This window comes from Bradyrhizobium sp. BEA-2-5 (assembly GCF_032918025.1).
GTDB classification, from domain to species: Bacteria; Pseudomonadota; Alphaproteobacteria; order Rhizobiales; family Xanthobacteraceae; genus Bradyrhizobium; species Bradyrhizobium pachyrhizi.
The window spans coordinates 6,230,939-6,247,111 of record NZ_CP136629.1 but is presented as its reverse complement, the minus strand read 5'-3'; the positions used below and the strand labels follow the sequence as shown (position 1 = coordinate 6,247,111).

The following is a 16,173-nucleotide window of genomic DNA, read 5'->3' as shown; positions in this document are numbered from 1 at the left end:
GACGTCAGGCGTGCGAGCGCGCCTGCTTGGCGGTGCGTTTCGTCCCCGCGACCCTTGTCTTGAGCACGGCAACCGGCAGATTGCCGAACAGTTCCGGGAGCTGAATCCTGGTTGCGCCATCCCTGAGCGCATATCCAGCTGCGTCGATTTCACCCTCAAAAGCTCCGGGGCGCGGCCAGCTGCGGCCGCCCTGCGTGAACGGGGCGAATGATCTTGCCACCGCAACGATGGCCGCCTCGCGGCCATGGCGTCGCGCGAAGGCAATGACGTGATCGCGGTGCGGGCCGCTGACGGCGAGCGGCACGTAGTCGCCGCTGGTGAACACATCGGCCATCTCGCTGCGGAGCCGTAGCAGATGCCGCGTCCATGCGAATTTGAGACGGCCGTCGCGCCAGTTTTGCGCCAGCGCATCCCAATCCGGCATCTCCAGTGCGGCGAGCATTCCTGCCCGTTCGGTAAAGTCGACCGGGCGGCGGTTGTCCGGATCGACCAGCGAAAGATCCCAGCTTTCGGTGCCCTGGTAGAAATCCGGCACGCCCGGCATGGTTGCCTTCAGCGTGATCTGGCTGAGCGAATTCAGCGCGCCGATCAACGCGGTCCGTTGCGCGAGCGTGTCCAGCGCTTGGAGAAATTCGGGTGAGGCCTTGCGATCGAGGATCCGCTCGATGAAGGCTTTCACGCCCGCCTCGTAAGGCTCGTGCGGATTGAGCCAGCTGGTTTCCTGCTTACCCTCGCGCGCCGCCTTCAGCGCGTACGCCTGGATGCGGGCGGCGAGCGACGCATCATCGGGATCCCAGGCACCGAGCAGGGCCTGATACAGCATGTATTCGAACGTCGCCGATGGCGCGCGCATCTCGCCGTCGAGCATCAGATGCGGCGCGTTCAACACCTTCCAGCGCGCCACCGCGCTGGTCCATTCGCCGGGGATTTCCGCAAGCGCCATGATGCGGGCGCGGGCGTCCTCGCCGCGCTTGGTGTCGTGGGTCGCGGTCGCCGTCATGCCGTGCGGCCATTCGCGGGCGCGGGCCTGCATCATGGCGTGGAAGGTCTCGGGCGCGATCGCGCTCGCCGCCGGATCGCCGCCGACCTCGTTCAGCGCAAGCAGCCGGTGGAATTGATAGAACGCGGTGTCCTCCAGCGACTTCGCCATCATCGGCCCGGTGAATTGCTGCACCTTCAGCGCGAAGCGGCGCACGCGCGTGGCGCTGTGCGGGGGACGGCCGGGCTTGAGCAGGTCCATGGTGAGGGCATCGCGCAGGAAGTCGAAGATGCCCTCGTCGGCGGCAAACCACTCCCCGCGGGCGCGCTTGATGGTCTCGCTGATCAGCGTGCGGTCATGCGCGGCTGGTCCCGAGGCGGTGAGATAGGTTCGATAGACCGGAAAGTGCAGCACGTAGAGCTCGAGAGCCTGCCGCAGACTGTCGCCGGAGAAGTCGCGGGTCGAGTAGTGTCCGCTGGCAATGCGCGCGAGCAGCCGCGTCAGCACCGTGAATTCGCTGGTGAGCAGCGTCTCCAGCACGCGCTGCTTGGCCTCGCGCAACACCGGCGTCAGGTTCGGCGACTGGTTGCTGATCTGGCGCCAGATCTCGTTGAGCGGATCGAGGCCGCGACCGTCGACCAGTGCCTGGCTGATCGTGTTCATCCATTCATAGCCGGTGGTGCCGTGAACGCCGCTGAATTTCAGCAGCTTCTCGTCCTCGCCGAGGATCTTCTCGATCACCATGTAGAACGGCCTGGCCTTCGTGCCCTGCGCGGAGCGGACCAGACGGCGCAGCCGCTGGAAATACTGCGCGGGATCGCGCAGGCCGTCGATATGGTCGAGCCGCAGGCCCTGCAGCCGGTCTTCCGCGATCAGCCGCTTGACGAGGCTATGGCTCGCCTCGAAGGTAGCAGCGTCCTCGACCCGGAGGCCGGCCAGCGTGTTGACGTCGAAGAAGCGGCGATAGTTGATGTCGCTGGAGGCGAGCCGCCAGTGCCCGAGCTTGTAGTGCTGGCGCTCCAGCAGATGATGCAGCGTCAGGGTCTGCGCCGGGCGGTCCTTGCCGGCGCGATAGACGGCAAGGCCGCGACCGATGATGTCGGCGGCGCCCGCGATCTCCTTGAGCGCCGCCTTCAGCGCCGGCGCTTCGGCGCGGTTGGGGTGACGCAGCCCCCGGTATTGCGCGGCGAGCTCGAGCATCGCGCGTCCGGTCGGGCTGTCTTCGGCGGCGGCCTCGCGGACGACGGTGCGCAGCACCTCGCCATAGCGCTCCGGCGCGATCGGCAGGCGGTGCTCGAAATACCAGGCCGAGAAGCTGCCCTCGTTCGCGTCATAGCGCAGCTCGATGTCGCCGCGCTCCAGCGCCTGGCCATAGGACGAGCCGAGGATCGGCAACAGCACGCCGCCGCGCGCACGATAGGGCAGCTGGTCCCAATCGATGTCGAAGGAGATCGCGTGCGGCGACACCGGTCCCCATTCCAGCACATCGAGCCACCACGGATTGTCGGCGAAGTGAACGCCGACATGGTTCGGCACGAAATCCAGGATCAGGCCGAGATCATGGCGCTTCAATGCATCGCTCAGCCGCGCAAAGCCCTCCTCGCCGCCGAGCTCCGGATTGAATTTGGTGTGATCGACGACGTCATAGCCGTGGGTCGAGCCCTTGCGCGCCTTCATGAAGGGCGACGCATAGACATGGCTGATGCCGAGCGCCTTCAGATAGGGCGTCACGCCGGCGGCGGCATCGAAGTCGAAATCGGCAGTGAGTTGCAGTCGGTATGTCGCGATCGGGATCGCCGGAGGCATTGTGCTATCCGATGTGCCAGCGCACCGCCCAGCCGGGGAGGTCGCTCGACAACGCGCCGCCCCAGATCGCAGTTCCCTTCGGCTCCGGTCCATCGGGGATGTCACGATCGGACAAATTGGCTGTCAGCCGCAGCGTGCCGCCGTCGCCCATCTGCCAATGCGCCGTCAGCAGGTCGCCCGCCACGATGGCGTCGCCGAAGCGGCACCCTCTGAGCCGGGGAACGATCTCCTGCCGGCGCACGGCGAGCAGGTCGCGCACCAGCGCAAGCCGCGCGCGCGCCGGATCATGGCCGATCGCCGCCCAGTCGAGCACGGCCGACCGCACGGTTTCGTCGGCAAGCGGGTCGGGAATGTCGTCGCCATATTTGGCATAGGCCCAGGCGAACTCCTTGCGCCGTCCGGCGCGGACGGCATTGGCTAGATCGCCCTTGAAATCGCAGAAGAACGGGAAGGGCGTCGTCGCGCCCCATTCCTCGCCCATGAACAGCATCGGCGTGGTCGGCGCGATCAGCGTTACCGCCAGCGCCGCCGCGACCGCCTCCGGCCTGGCAATGCTGACGAGACGATCGCCAAGCGGACGGTTGCCGATCTGGTCGTGGTTCTGCAGGAAATTGACGAAGCAGGTCGGCGACAGCATGCCGCTCGGCTCGCCGCGGGCCTTGCCGCCCCAGAACTCCGAGACTTCGCCCTGGTAGATGTAGCCGGACGACAGCGCGCGTGCGAGGTCCTGCTTCGGCGCCCGGTAGTCGCCATAATAGCCCTGGGTCTCGCCGGTCAGCAGCACGTGCCAGGCGTGATGATAGTCGTCGTTCCACTGGCCGCGGAATTTGCCGTGCGGCGGATCCTCGGCGGCATCGAGCAGGCTTGCAATGTTGTCGCCGTTCTCGAGCACGAGGTTGATGTAGCGGCCGGTCTCGGTGGCGAGCTTGCCGGCGGCGTTGCTGAAGTCATGGAGCACGGAGACTTCGCCGGCTTCGACGATGGTATTGACCGCATCGAACCGCAGGCCGTCGAAGCGATAGTCGCGCAGCCAGCTCACCACGCTGCCGATCGCAAACGCGCGCACCTCGGGCACGCGATAATCGATCGCACTGCCCCACGGCGTGTGCGCATCGGTGAAGAAGGTCGGCGCATAGCGGCCGAGGTAGTTTCCTTCCGGGCCGAAATGATTGTAGACCACGTCGAGAAACACCATCAGCCCGCGCAGATGGGCCTCGTCGATCAGCATCTTCAGGTCTTCGGGCCGGCCATAGGCGCTGTCGGGCGCATACCACAGCACGCCGTCATAGCCCCAGCCGCGGCGTCCGGCGAAATCAGCCAGCGGCATCAATTCGAGCGCGGTGATGCCGGTCGCCGCCAGATGATCGAGCTTGTCGATCATGGCGCGGTAGGTGCCCTCCGGCGTGAAGGTGCCGACATGAGTCTCGATCAGCACCGTCTCTTCCCAGGGACGGCCGCGCCATTCGCGCGCGCGCCATACGAAGGCGTCGTGATCGATCACCTCGCTCGGGCCGAACACGTCCTCGGGCTGGAAGGCCGAAGCAGGATCCGGCACGTCGATCTCGTCGTCGATGCGGAATTTGTAACGCGTGCCGGCGCCCGCGCCCGGGATCTCGGCGATATACCAGCCGGCGGCATCGCGCGTAAGCCGATGCGGTTTGTCGAGCAGGAGGTCGACGCGCTTGGCCTCCGGCGCCCAGAGCCGGAAGCGCGTGCCGTCAGGTGTCAGCTCGGCGCCGAAATGTTGTCTATTCATGTGGAGCCTGCAAATGCCAGCACCGAGCGCGGCGGTGCCCTGGTATCGGCGCCGGATGCGAACTGCTCAGCCGTTTGTTCGGCCTTGGTCGTGTTCAAGACCTGCCGCCAGCTCTTGTATTCCGCCATCCTCGGCATCCTGAACACGATCTCCTGCGGTGCGGCATTGAGCACGATAAAGATCGGCGCCTGTCCTGGTTCCATCGGCCCCAGCACATAGGCGAGGAATCGGCTCTCCGGGAATTTCCAGTCGGATTCCTTCATCTCCTCCGCTGCCGGCGTCAGCCAGAGCACGCCGTAGCTGCCGTCGGTGCGGCGGCCGTCGAGCCAGCGTTGGCAGCGGATCTGGCCGAAGCGCTGGCGCAGCGCAGTGAGGTGGCCGATGAAATCGATGGCGTCGTCGTCGGTGTCGAGGTTGTCCCAGCCGACCCAGCCGACTTCGTTGTCCTGGCAATAGGCGTTGTTGTTGCCGGATTGCGAGTTGCCGACCTCGTCGCCGGCGAGGATCAGCGGAACGCCCTGCGCCAGCATCAGGCAGGCCAGCACGTTCTTCCTGAGCTGGCGGCGCAGCGCGATGATGGCGGGATCGTCGATCGGGCCTTCATGGCCGCAATTGTTGCTGTGATTATCGTTGGAGCCGTCGCGATTGTCCTCGCCATTGGCCTCGTTGTGCTTCTCGTTGTAGCTGAAGAGGTCGGCGAGCGTGAAGCCGTCGTGGACGGTGATGTGGTTGATGCTGGCGCGCGGTCGCCGTCCGTCGTGGTTGAAGAGGTCGGACGATGCGGTCATGCGGCTGGAAATGTCGCCAATCAGGCTGCCTTCGCCGCTCCAGTAGCGGCGCATGGCGCTGCGATAGCGGTCGTTCCATTCCGACCATTGCGAGGGGAATGCGCCGACCTGGTAGCCGCCGAGGCCAAGGTCCCATGGCTCGGCGACGAGCTTGACGGTCGCCAGCACCGGGTCCTGCCGGACCGCGGTCAGGAACGAGCTGCCGCGATCGAAGCCGTTCGGCCCGCGTGCCAGCGTGGTGGCGAGGTCGAAGCGGAAGCCGTCGACGTGGCAGACCTCGACCCAGTAGCGCAGGGAATCCATCACCATCTGCAGCACGCGCGGATGGGTCAGGTTCACCGACGAGCCGCAGCCGGTGAAGTCGTCGTAATAGCGCGGGTTCTCACGGTTGAGCCAGTAGTAGGAGGCGTTGTCGATGCCGCGATAGCACAGCGTCGGGCCGAGATGGTTGCCCTCGGCAGTGTGGTTGTAGACGACGTCGAGCATCACCTCGATGCCGGCATCGTGCAGCCGCGCCACCGTGGTGCGGAAGGAATCCAGTGCATTGTCCTGGGCGTAGCGCGGCTCGGGCGCGAAGAAGGCGATGGTGTTGTAGCCCCAGTAGTTCGCCAGTTTCTTCTCGACCAGGATACGGTCATCAATCAGGCTGTGGATCGGCAGCAGCTCGACCGTGGTGACCCCGAGCTTCTTCAGGTGCTCGATCATCGCCGGCGAGGACAGGCCGCCATAGGTGCCGCGCAAATTCGGCGGCACGTCGTCGCGTTTCTGCGTCAGGCCCTTGACGTGGGCCTCGTAGATGATGGTGTCTTCCCAGGGGATGTTGGGGCGGATCTCGCGGCGGCCCCAGTTGAAGGTCTCGTCGACCACGACGGCCTTCGGCATACCCCGCGCATTGTCGCGCCGGTCGAAGGAGAGGTCCTCGCGCGGGCTCCCGGTGCGGTAGGCGAAATGCGCATCGCTCCAGACCAGCCGCCCGGCAAGCCGCTTGGCATAGGGGTCGAGCACCAGCTTGTTGGCGTTGAAGCGGTGACCTTGCTCGGGCTCGTAAGGGCCGTGCACGCGGTAGCCATAGAGCTGGCCGGGCGAAACGTCGTTGAGATAGCCGTGCCAGACATCCTCGGTCTTCTCAGGCAGTTCGATGCGCTCGAGCTCGCGGCGGCCTTGTGCGTCGAACAGGCAGAGCTCGACCTTCTGCGCGTTGGCGGAGAACAGCGCGAAATTGGTGCCTCTGCCGTCCCAGCTTGCACCGAGCCGTGCGGACGTACCCCCGGTCAGTCGCATCAATCAGCTTTCCGGTACGAGGAAGATCGCAGCCAGCGGCGGAATGGTCAGGCTCAGTTCGGGCGTGGCGTCCTCCGATGCGCGCACCTCGCCGACATTGCCGACATTGGTGCCGCCGTAATGTGCGGAATCCGAGTTGAACACCTCGTGCCACTTGCCCGCGAAGGGCACCCGGACGCGATAGTCGCGGTAGACGCTGGGTGAGAAGTTCGCGATCACGAGGCAGCGTGCGCGCGCATCATTGCCCTTGCGCAGCCAGGCGAACACGTTGCGGTTGGCGTCATCGGTGACCAGCCATTCGAAGCCGGCCTGGTCGCAATCCATCTGGTGCAGCGCCGGCACCGCGCGATAGAGCCGGTTGAGGTCGCGGACCAGGTTCTGGATGCCGCTGTGCTTCGGTTGTTGCAGCAGATGCCAATCGATCGAATAGTCGTGATTCCACTCGCGTTCCTGGCCGAACTCGCAGCCCATGAACAGCAGCTTCTTGCCGGGATGGCCGAACATGAAGCTGTAATAGGCGCGCAAATTGGCGAAGCGCTGCCACTCGTCGCCGGGCATGCGGCCGAGGATGGAGCGCTTGCCGTGCACGACCTCGTCATGCGACAGCGGCAGGATGAAGTTTTCCGAGAACGCGTAGTGCAGGCCGAACAGGATCTCGCCGTGATGGTGCTTGCGGTAGATCGGATCCTTGCTGATGTAGCTCAGCGTGTCGTGCATCCACCCCATGTTCCACTTGTAGCCGAAGCCGAGCCCGCCGAATTCGACCGGGCGCGAGACCTGCGGCCAGGCGGTGGACTCCTCGGCGGCGGTGGTCGCCTGCGGAAAGCGGGTGAACACTTCCGTGTTGAAGCGGCGCAGGAAGTCGATCGCCTCGATGTTCTCTCGGCCGCCATACTGGTTCGGGATCCACGCGCCGGGAGGGCGGCTGTAGTCGAGATAGAGCATGGACGCGACCGCATCGACGCGCAGTCCGTCGATCGCATAGCGCTCCAGCCAGAACAGTGCATTCGACACCAGGAAGTTCGTCACTTCGGTGCGGCCGTAATTGTAGATCAGCGTGCCCCAGTCGAGGTGGCGCCCCTGCAGCGGGTTGGCGTGCTCGTAGAGCGAAGTGCCGTCGAAATGGCCGAGCCCGTGCGGATCGTCCGGGAAATGACCGGGCACCCAGTCGAGCAAGACGCCGATGCCTTCGCGGTGGCAGGCATCGACCAGTGCCGCAAACTCGTCGGGTGTGCCGAAGCGGCTGGTCGGCGCATAGAGGCCGGTCGGCTGGTAGCCCCACGAGCCGTCGAAGGGATGCTCGGATATCGGCAGGAATTCGAGATGGGTGAAGCCCATGTCGCGGGCGTAGGCCGGCAGCTGCTCGGCCAGCTCGCGATAGGTCAGCCATTCATTGTCGTTCTTGCGCCGCCATGAGCCGAGATGGACCTCGTAGATCGACATCGGCGAGCTCAGCGCGTTGACGCGATCCGGCGCCGGGCGCGGATGCGGGATCCTGCGCTCGTCGATCACGATCGAGGCGGTCTTCGGGCGCACCTCGGCGGCGAACGCCAGGGGATCGGACTTCAGCGGCAGATGCTGGCCGTTGCGCCCGATGATCTCGAACTTGTAGTGATCGCCGGTCTTCGCATGCGGGATGAACAGCTCCCAGTAGCCGCTGCCGCGCACCCGCATCGGATGGCGCCGACCGTCCCAGAAGTTGAAGTCGCCGACCACGGACACGCGGCGCGCATTCGGCGCCAGCACCACGAAGCCGATGCCGTCGACGCCGTCGAGCTGCACCGGGTGCGCGCCGAGCTTGTCGTAGAGGCGCTGATGGGTGCCTTCGCCGAGCAGGTAGAGATCAAAATCGGTCAGGATCGGCGGAAAACGGTAGGCGTCCTCGAACTCGACGACGTCGTCACCGAAGCGGGCGCGGAGCTGGTAGCGCGTCGAGCCGTTCGGCAGGGGGCCTGCGAACAGGCCGGCGTCATGGATCCGCGCCAGCTGTGCGGTCTCGCCATGCTCGCCGATCGCCTCGACATTGCTGGCATCGGGCAGGAAGGCGCGCACGACGTTGCGATCACCCTCGGGATGCAGCCCGAGATAGTGGAAGGGATCGGAATGGCGGCCCTCGATGATCGCATAGGCCTCGGCAGGCAGTTTGCTCATGCAACCTCATGCGGCTGTTGCGCCAGGATCCTCAGCAGGCCGGTGAGCGGCACCCGCAGCCAATCCGGCCGGTTGGCCAGCTCATACTCGATCTCATAGAAGGCTTTCTCAAGCAGGAAAAAATTGAGCAGGCGATCGGCCGTCTTGGCGTCGGCGGGCCACAGCCGCTGGCCGGCCACCGTCTCGCGATAGGCCGCCAGCAGGGTATCCGCAGCCTGGTCGCGCCATTCGGCCAAGGCGAGGCTCAACCGGCCGCTCTCATCGGGGGAGACCTTGAGCGTCCGTTCCAGCGCGGCGGTCGCCGCATAGTCGATCGAACGGATCAGGCCGGCGACGTCGCGCGCCGGCGATGCCTTGCGCCGCCGCTCGGCGATGGTGCGGCCCGGTCCGCCGTCGAAATCGATGATGAAGACGTCGTCCTTGACCACCAGCAACTGACCGAGATGCAGGTCGCCGTGATGGCGGATGTTGAAGCCGTCGGTTTCTCGCGGCAGCAGTGCCTTGAGCCGCTCCGGCAGCGTGTCATGCTGGGCCTGCAACTGATCGGCCAGCAGCCGGTCGGCCTCCTTCAGGGAGCCGCGCCGCTGCTTCAGCGTATCGAACACGCGCTCGGCCCGCGCCATGATCTCGTCGGCCCAGCGCTGCAGGTCGTCGGGCTTGGTCGGCTCGGGCGCGAAGTCCGGCAGGTCGCGGTTGCTGGCGAGCGCCAGATGCAGCTCGGCGAGCCGCTTTCCGCTATGCGACATGTGGCGCAGATAGGTGGCCTGGTCGCCGTTCTCCACGGGGTGCTCGCTCACTGTCAGCAGGCGCTGCCGTTCGACCAGGCGGTCGAGGTGTGCGCCTGCGATGGTCCAGAGGTCGCCCTGGTTGACGACCATCGCATGCAGGACGGCGATGGCGCTGCGCTTGTCGCCCTCGATCAGCTCGGCGGTGCCGAGCAAGGCGGGGGTGTTCGGAAAGTTGACCACCTCGGTGAGGAAGCGGCCCATCTCGATCTCCGGATTGATGCCAACCTCGAGCTTGCGGTAGATCTTGGTGACATATTCGTTGTCGACCAGCGCGGTCGAATGCGGCTGGTCGTTCTCGAAGACCCGGATGCGCTCGGGCTGCCGCACCGGCCGGTCGGAGAAGCGGCTGGTCGGCCGGAATTCGAGCTTGAGGCCTTGCTCACCTTCGTCGACCGTGAGGTTTTCCCGCAAATTGCGCAGGAATAGGCCGATGAAGATTTGGTCGGTCGCGACGTCGAGCAGCGTGCCCTCGCGTGCGCCCTGGCGCACGGCAGCGAGCGCCCTGGGGTTGAAGCGCTCGCGGTCGAAGCGCACCCATTCGATCTGCAGCGGCAGAACGTAGCGTGCGGCCGCGTCCCCTTGCCCGGTCTCGAAGAACGCGATCCAGGGCCTGTTGTCGCCGATGTCGCAGAACGGGATCGCGGCGACCAGCATCGGCTGGATCGCGCTCGCGGATCGTTCCGGATACCAGCGCGTGCGGGCGAGATGGCCCGGCAGCACGTCGCGCTCGAACACGCCGCGCTCGCGGGCGAGGGAGACCCAGTTCGAATTCACCGGCACGACCAGCGTTTCGAACTCCGGCACCGCGCGCGGCGTCACCGGCTCGGACTTGTCGCGTTCCAGCAGCTGGAACCAGTAGAAGCCGTAGGGCCCGAGCGTGATCATGTAGGGCAGCTCGCCGATCGCGGGAAAGCGGGTGCGGCCGAGCATCTCCTGCGGGATGCGGTCCTTCCACGGTGACAGGTCGAGCTCGGTCGCCTGTGCGGCGCGCGAGAGATTGGCGACGCAGAGGATCGCTTCGCCCTGGTACTGCCGGACATAGGCGAGCACGGCGCGGTTGGCCGGGCGGATGAAGGTCATGCTGCCGCGGCCGAAGGCGAGCGTCGACTTGCGCACCGAGATCAGCCGTTTGGTGGCGCTGAGCAGCGAGGACAGGCTGCGCGACTGCGCCTCCACGTTCACGGATTCATAGCCGTAGACGGGATCCATGATCAGCGGCGCGTAGAGGCGGGCCGGGTCGCAGCGCGAGAAGCCGCCGTTGCGGTCCGGGCTCCACTGCATCGGCGTGCGCACGCCGTTGCGGTCGCCGAGATAGATGTTGTCGCCCATCCCGATCTCGTCGCCGTAATAGATGATCGGCGTGCCCGGGAACGACAGCAGCAGCGAGTTCATCAGCTCGATCTTGCGGCGGTCGTTGTCCATCAGCGGCGCAAGGCGCCGGCGGATGCCGACATTGATGCGCGCGCGCGGATCGTTGGCGTAGGTGGTCCAGAGATAGTCGCGCTCGACGTCGGTGACCATCTCCAGCGTCAGCTCGTCATGGTTGCGCAGAAACAGCGCCCATTGGCAGCGGCGGGAATATCCGGCGTCTGGCGCAGGATGTCGGTGATCGGGAAGCGGTCCTCCTGTGCGATCGCCATGTAGATGCGCGGCATCAGCGGGAAATGGTAGGCCATGTGGCATTCGTCGCCACGGCCGAAATACTCCTGCACGTCCTCCGGCCATTGATTGGCCTCGGCCAGCAGCAGCTTGCCCTTCGAATACGCGTCGAGCTCCTGGCGCAGGCGCTTGATGATGGTGTGCGTCTCGGGCAGGTTCTCGTTCGAGGTGCCCTCGCGCTCGCAGAGATAGGGAATGGCATCTAACCGGAAGCCGTCGACGCCGGCGTCCAACCAGCGCTTCATGACCTGAATGATGGCGCTCACCACGCGCGGATTGTCGAAGTTGAGGTCCGGCTGGTGCGAGAAGAAGCGGTGCCAGTAGAACGCGCCGGCCTCGGGATCCCAGGTCCAGTTCGACTTCTCCGTGTCGGTGAAGATGATGCGCGTGCCCTGGTATTTCTGGTCGGTGTCGCTCCAGACATACCAGTTGCGGGCGCTGGAGCCCGGATGGCTGCGGCGCGCGCGCTTGAACCATTGGTGCTGGTCCGAGGTGTGGTTGACGACGAGCTCGGTGATGACGCGCAGGCCGCGCTTCTGCGCCTCCTGGATGAAGCGCTTGAAATCCTTCATCGTCCCGAAATCGGGATTGACCGAGCCGTAATCGGCGATGTCGTAGCCGTCGTCGCGGCCGGGCGAGGGGTAGAACGGCAGCAGCCACAGCGCCGTGACGCCGAGCTCCTGGAGATAGGGCAGCTTCTCGGTCAGCCCCGCGAAGTCGCCGATACCGTCATTGTTGCTGTCGGCGAAGGCCTTGACGTGGAGCTGGTAGATGATGGCGTCCTTGTACCAGAGCTCGTCCGCAGTATCGGTTGCGACCTTCTCCTGGGTATTGACGGAGGAGAATACGTTCATGACGGCTCCTTCAGGCGACACAGCGCAGCAGCAACGCGGGATCGCGCGCAGGATCTATACGTAGACGGATGCCTCCCCATTCGAGCGCGTGGCGCTCTCCGGTGACAAGGTCTTCCACTGCCGAGACGGGGCGGCGGGCATCGCCACGGCCGACCATGACGTCGCCGAGCGGCAGCCAGACCTCACGCAGCTCGGCTGACAATGCAATCGCGGCCGCGATCACATTGCCCTGATCGACCGCCTCCTTGATGAAGCCGATCACGCCGCCGTCATCGACACTGATAAAGCGCAAATTGGCGAATTGTTGCAGGGCCGGATTGCCGCGTCTGATCCGGTTGAGAGCCGCGATATAGGGCTTGATGTTCCCCGGCTGCTCCCAGTTGCGTACCCTGATCTCGTACTTCTCGGAGTTGAGATATTCCTCGCGGCCGGGGACCGGCGTGTGTTCGAGCAATTCGAAGCCGCTGTAGATGCCATAGCTGCTTGAAAGCGTCGCGGCGAGCGCGAGACGCGACTTGAACATCCAGGATTCGCCGCTTTGCAGGTGGAAGGGCAGGACGTCCGGTGTGTTGACGAAGAAATTCGGCCGAAAGAAGTCACGCTCGGGATAGGAGGCCAACTCGCCGAGATATTGTTCGAGCTCGAAGCGCTGCGTCCGCCAGGTGAAATAGCTGTAGGACTGTGTGAAGCCGAGCTTGGCGAGGCCCTTCATCAGTTTCGGCCGCGCGAAGGCTTCCGCAAGGAACAGCACGTCCGCGTCGCGCTCCCGCACCTCGCGGATCAGCCACTCCCAGAACGCCAGCGGCTTGGTGTGCGGATTGTCGACCCGGAAGATCCTGACGCCCTGTTCGACCCAGAACAGCACGACGTCGCGCAGCGCGCGCCACAGGGCGCCGGCGTCTTCGGATCCGAAATCCGGGTTGACGACATCCTCCCAGCGCTGCGGGGGATGCTCGGCGGTGCGCATCGATCCGTCCGGGCGCCGCTTGAACCACTCTGGGTGCTCGGTCAGCCAGGGATGATCGGGGGAGCACTGCACGGCGAAATCGAGCGCGACCTCGAGGCCATGCGCCTGGCTTGCCGCCACGAAGGCGCGGAAGTCGTCGAGCGTGCCGAGTTCCGGATGCACGGCGTCGTGGCCGCCCTCGGCTGCGCCGATCGCATAGGGGCTGCCGGGATCGCCCGCCTGCGCGGTCGTGGCATTGTTGCGGCCCTTGCGGTGCTGCCGGCCGATCGGGTGGATCGGCGCGAGCAGGACGACGTCAAAGCCCATCGCGGCGATGTCGGGAAGCCGCGCGATGCAGTCGTTGAAGGTTGCATGCATGCCCGGTGTCTTGCCCTGGCTGCGCGGAAACATCTGGTACCATGCGCCGCTGCGCGCCCGCGGGCGGTCCGCGGTCAGCGCGTAGAGCTGCGATCGCATCAGATCGCGGCGAAACTGGCTGCCGGCCATCGCCTCCCGCAATTCGGGCGCGAGCAGCGCACCTGGTTCGCCGGTCTGCAGAAAGATTTCGCACTGCCTGATGATGACGGCCGCCGCCGCCGGGCTGCCGGCCTGCGCCTGGGTCAGCATGCCCGCGCCCTCGAGCGCGTCCAGCGTGTGATCGCTGCCGTCGCGCGGCTTCTGCTCGAAGCGATGCCGCCAGCTGGCGAATTCATCGGTCCAGGCCTCGATCGCGAAGGCGTAGCGGCCGGGCCGGTCGGGCACGAAAGCGCCGCCCCAGCGGTCATCGCTGTGCGCCGTCATCGGCGCGACCTGCCATTCGCTGTCGCCCTCGCGCCGCCACACCAATGCCGCCGATATCACGTCATGTCCGGCACGGTAGATGTCGGCCCACACCTCGACAGGTTCGCCCACAATGCGCTTGACCGGAAAGCGGCCGCCATCAACCGACGGATAGACATCGGTGATATGAAAAGTGCCATGGGCACTCTCGACAGGCCGGAGGGTTTTGTTCACGGTGATGCCGCCATTAAAAATGCAAATGACGTCCCGGCGCCGGGAAGGAGGCGCGCCAGACCCATATAGAAAGCCGCTCGCCGGGCAATGGTTCCCGGTGGGAACGCCGGATAGGGTAGAGCGTTGAACATCAACTATCCCTTTCCCGTATCTGTACAATTTAGCAACGATCCACCAACCGTTGCGAGCAGGCAGCGTGCCGAATGGACCTTTACGCCAAAGCCCAAACCCTGGGAATCCAGACCGAGTATATCGATGGCAGCGGTCACCGCCGTGTGACAACCCCCGAGGCGCTCACGGCGATCCTCGACGCGCTGCCGCCGCAGGCGCCCCGTCGGATCATCGCCGATCCCGTGGTGGTCAGAGGCGGCCAGGCTGCGCAAACGCAGCTCTCGGAAGCTGCCCGGCTTCCGGTGCAATGGAAGCTTGCGAATGGCGCCGGGGTGCTCGCGCAGGGCGAGGCGCGTGAGCGAAGTGTGACGTGGCCGTCGGGTCTGCCCGAAGGCGTGCACCGGTTGCAGCTGTCCGACGCATCTGGCAGCGAGGAGCTGCCGCTGCTGGTGGCGCCGCAGGGCGCCTTCGGCGGCGAGTTCGACCGCTGCTGGGTGATCGCGGTGCAGCTCTACGGCGTGCGGTCAGCGCGCAACTGGGGCATCGGTGACTTCACCGACCTGCAGCACCTGCTCGAATTGGCCCACCGGCTCGGGGCCGACGGCGTCGGGCTCAATCCGCTGCATGTCCTGTTCGACGACCACCCGGCCGATTGCAGCCCCTATTCGCCGAACAGCCGGCTTTTCCTCAACCCGCTCTATATCGACGTCGAGGCGATTCCCGAATTCCGTGTCGATGCCGAGACCAAGGCCGCGCTGGCACCGCTCCGCAGCCACGACATGGTCGACTATGTCGGCGTCGCGGCGCAGAAATGGCCCGCGCTGCGCGCGGCGTTCTCGGCCTTCAAGGCCAATCCCGGCCTCGGCCGCTGGCAGGACTTCGAGGCCTATCGCAACGAGCAGGGCACGCTGCTGTCGCGCTTCGCCTGCTTCGAGGTGATGCGGCACAAATTCAACACGCCGTGGTGGGAATGGCCGGACGAATGGCGGCAGCCGAGCGATGCAGCTTGTGCCAGATTGCGCCGCTCGCGCGACTCTGCCGCTGAGGTCGAATTCGTCGAATTCGTGCAATGGACCGCGGACCGTCAACTCGGCGCCTGCCAGGCGCTTGCGCACAAGCTCGGCATGCGGGTCGGGCTTTATCTCGATGTTGCCGTCGGCGTGCAGTCCAACGGCTTCGATGCCTGGAACGAGCAGACGGCGATTTCCCGGCATCTCGCCGTCGGCGCGCCGCCCGACGTGCTCAACACCATCGGCCAGGACTGGGGTCTCGCCGGCTTCAACGCCGGGGGTCTTGAACAGCGCTCGTTCGAGCCGTTCAGGCAGATGCTGCGCGCGTCGATGCGCCATGCCGGCGCCATCAGGCTCGATCACGTGCTCGGCCTGAAACGGCTTTATCTGGTGCCACGCGGCTTCAAGCCCGACAACGGCGCCTATGTGCAGATGCCGTTCGAGGCGCTGCTGGCGGCGACCGCGCAGGAGAGCGTGGCGAGCCGCTGCGTCGTGATCGGCGAGGACCTCGGCACTGTACCTCCCGGGTTCCGCGAGCAGATGAACGGCTGGGGCATCTGGTCCTATCTCGTGATGATGTTCGAGACCGACGACCAGGGCGTCTTCCGCAACGCCGACTACTATCTGCCGAATGCGCTGGTGACCTTCAACACCCACGACCTCTCGACCTATGCGGGCTGGCGCTCGTTCAGCGACCTCAAGACCAAGCGTGCGCTCGGGATCGATCCCGGCGAGACCGACGAGGGGCGCTGGCGCGCGCTCGGCCAGCTCGACGACGTGCTGCGCCGGCACGACATCCACGCGAACGATTTCTATTCGGTGGCGAGCTTCCTGGCGCGGACGCGGTCGCGGATGATGGCGGTGTCGATGGAGGACCTGCTCGGCATTGTCGAGCAGCCGAACATTCCCGGCACCGTCTACGAGCATCCGAACTGGAAGCAGCGGCTCCCGGTCTCGATCGAGCATCTCGCGTCGGCAATCGACGTCGACGCCCTCAAGCACGCGACCCGCGAGCGCTCGCACACCTGAC

General features: G+C 65.7%; 6 protein-coding genes and 1 pseudogene. 1 reads left to right on the top strand and 6 read right to left on the bottom strand.

Annotated elements, in window-relative coordinates:
* Window positions 1–4 precede the first annotated feature (4 nt).
* The 6 genes and pseudogenes from treY to RX327_RS29465 form a co-directional block, all read right to left on the bottom strand.
* Window positions 5–2,785 carry a malto-oligosyltrehalose synthase gene (gene treY, locus RX327_RS29490; protein ID WP_317247910.1) on the bottom strand — a complete coding sequence of 927 codons (2,781 nt, stop codon included), beginning with the start codon at window positions 2,783–2,785 and terminating at the stop codon, window positions 5–7.
* 4 nt (window positions 2,786–2,789) lie between these two features.
* The gene (gene treZ / locus RX327_RS29485; RefSeq protein WP_317247909.1) at window positions 2,790–4,541 is read right to left on the bottom strand and encodes a malto-oligosyltrehalose trehalohydrolase; all 1,752 of its coding nucleotides are present in this window, start codon (window positions 4,539–4,541) and stop codon (window positions 2,790–2,792) included.
* On the bottom strand, window positions 4,538–6,610 hold the full coding sequence (glgX, locus tag RX327_RS29480) for a glycogen debranching protein GlgX (RefSeq protein WP_317247908.1): 2,073 nt from the start codon (window positions 6,608–6,610) through the stop codon (window positions 4,538–4,540). Before glgX ends, treZ begins: the two co-directional genes overlap by 4 nt.
* A gap of 3 nt (window positions 6,611–6,613) precedes the next feature.
* Complete coding sequence (glgB, locus tag RX327_RS29475) at window positions 6,614–8,761, bottom strand: 1,4-alpha-glucan branching protein GlgB (RefSeq protein ID WP_317247907.1); 2,148 nt, start codon at window positions 8,759–8,761, stop codon at window positions 6,614–6,616.
* Window positions 8,758–12,062 (bottom strand): annotated as a pseudogene (gene treS / locus RX327_RS29470) (maltose alpha-D-glucosyltransferase). Before treS ends, glgB begins: the two are co-directional and overlap by 4 nt.
* Before the next feature lie 10 nt (window positions 12,063–12,072).
* The gene (locus tag RX327_RS29465; protein WP_050383259.1) at window positions 12,073–14,022 is read right to left on the bottom strand and encodes an alpha-1,4-glucan--maltose-1-phosphate maltosyltransferase; all 1,950 of its coding nucleotides are present in this window, start codon (window positions 14,020–14,022) and stop codon (window positions 12,073–12,075) included.
* Between the two features lie 203 nt (window positions 14,023–14,225).
* Between RX327_RS29465 and malQ the strand changes: the two genes are divergently transcribed.
* A complete protein-coding gene (gene malQ / locus RX327_RS29460; protein WP_317247906.1) occupies window positions 14,226–16,172 on the top strand; it encodes a 4-alpha-glucanotransferase in 1,947 nt (648 codons plus the stop codon).
* The last annotated feature ends 1 nt before the right edge of the window (window position 16,173 follow it).

What these genes read in the sequence shown, in the direction of transcription:
- treY (WP_317247910.1), bottom strand. Translation starts at nt 2,785, where the DNA reads ATGCCTCCGGCGATCCCGATCGCGACATACCGACTGCAACTCACTGCC.
- treZ (WP_317247909.1), bottom strand. Translation starts at nt 4,541, where the DNA reads ATGAATAGACAACATTTCGGCGCCGAGCTGACACCTGACGGCACGCGC.
- glgX (WP_317247908.1), bottom strand. Translation starts at nt 6,610, where the DNA reads ATGCGACTGACCGGGGGTACGTCCGCACGGCTCGGTGCAAGCTGGGAC.
- glgB (WP_317247907.1), bottom strand. Translation starts at nt 8,761, where the DNA reads ATGAGCAAACTGCCTGCCGAGGCCTATGCGATCATCGAGGGCCGCCAT.
- malQ (WP_317247906.1), top strand. Translation starts at nt 14,226, where the DNA reads ATGGACCTTTACGCCAAAGCCCAAACCCTGGGAATCCAGACCGAGTAT.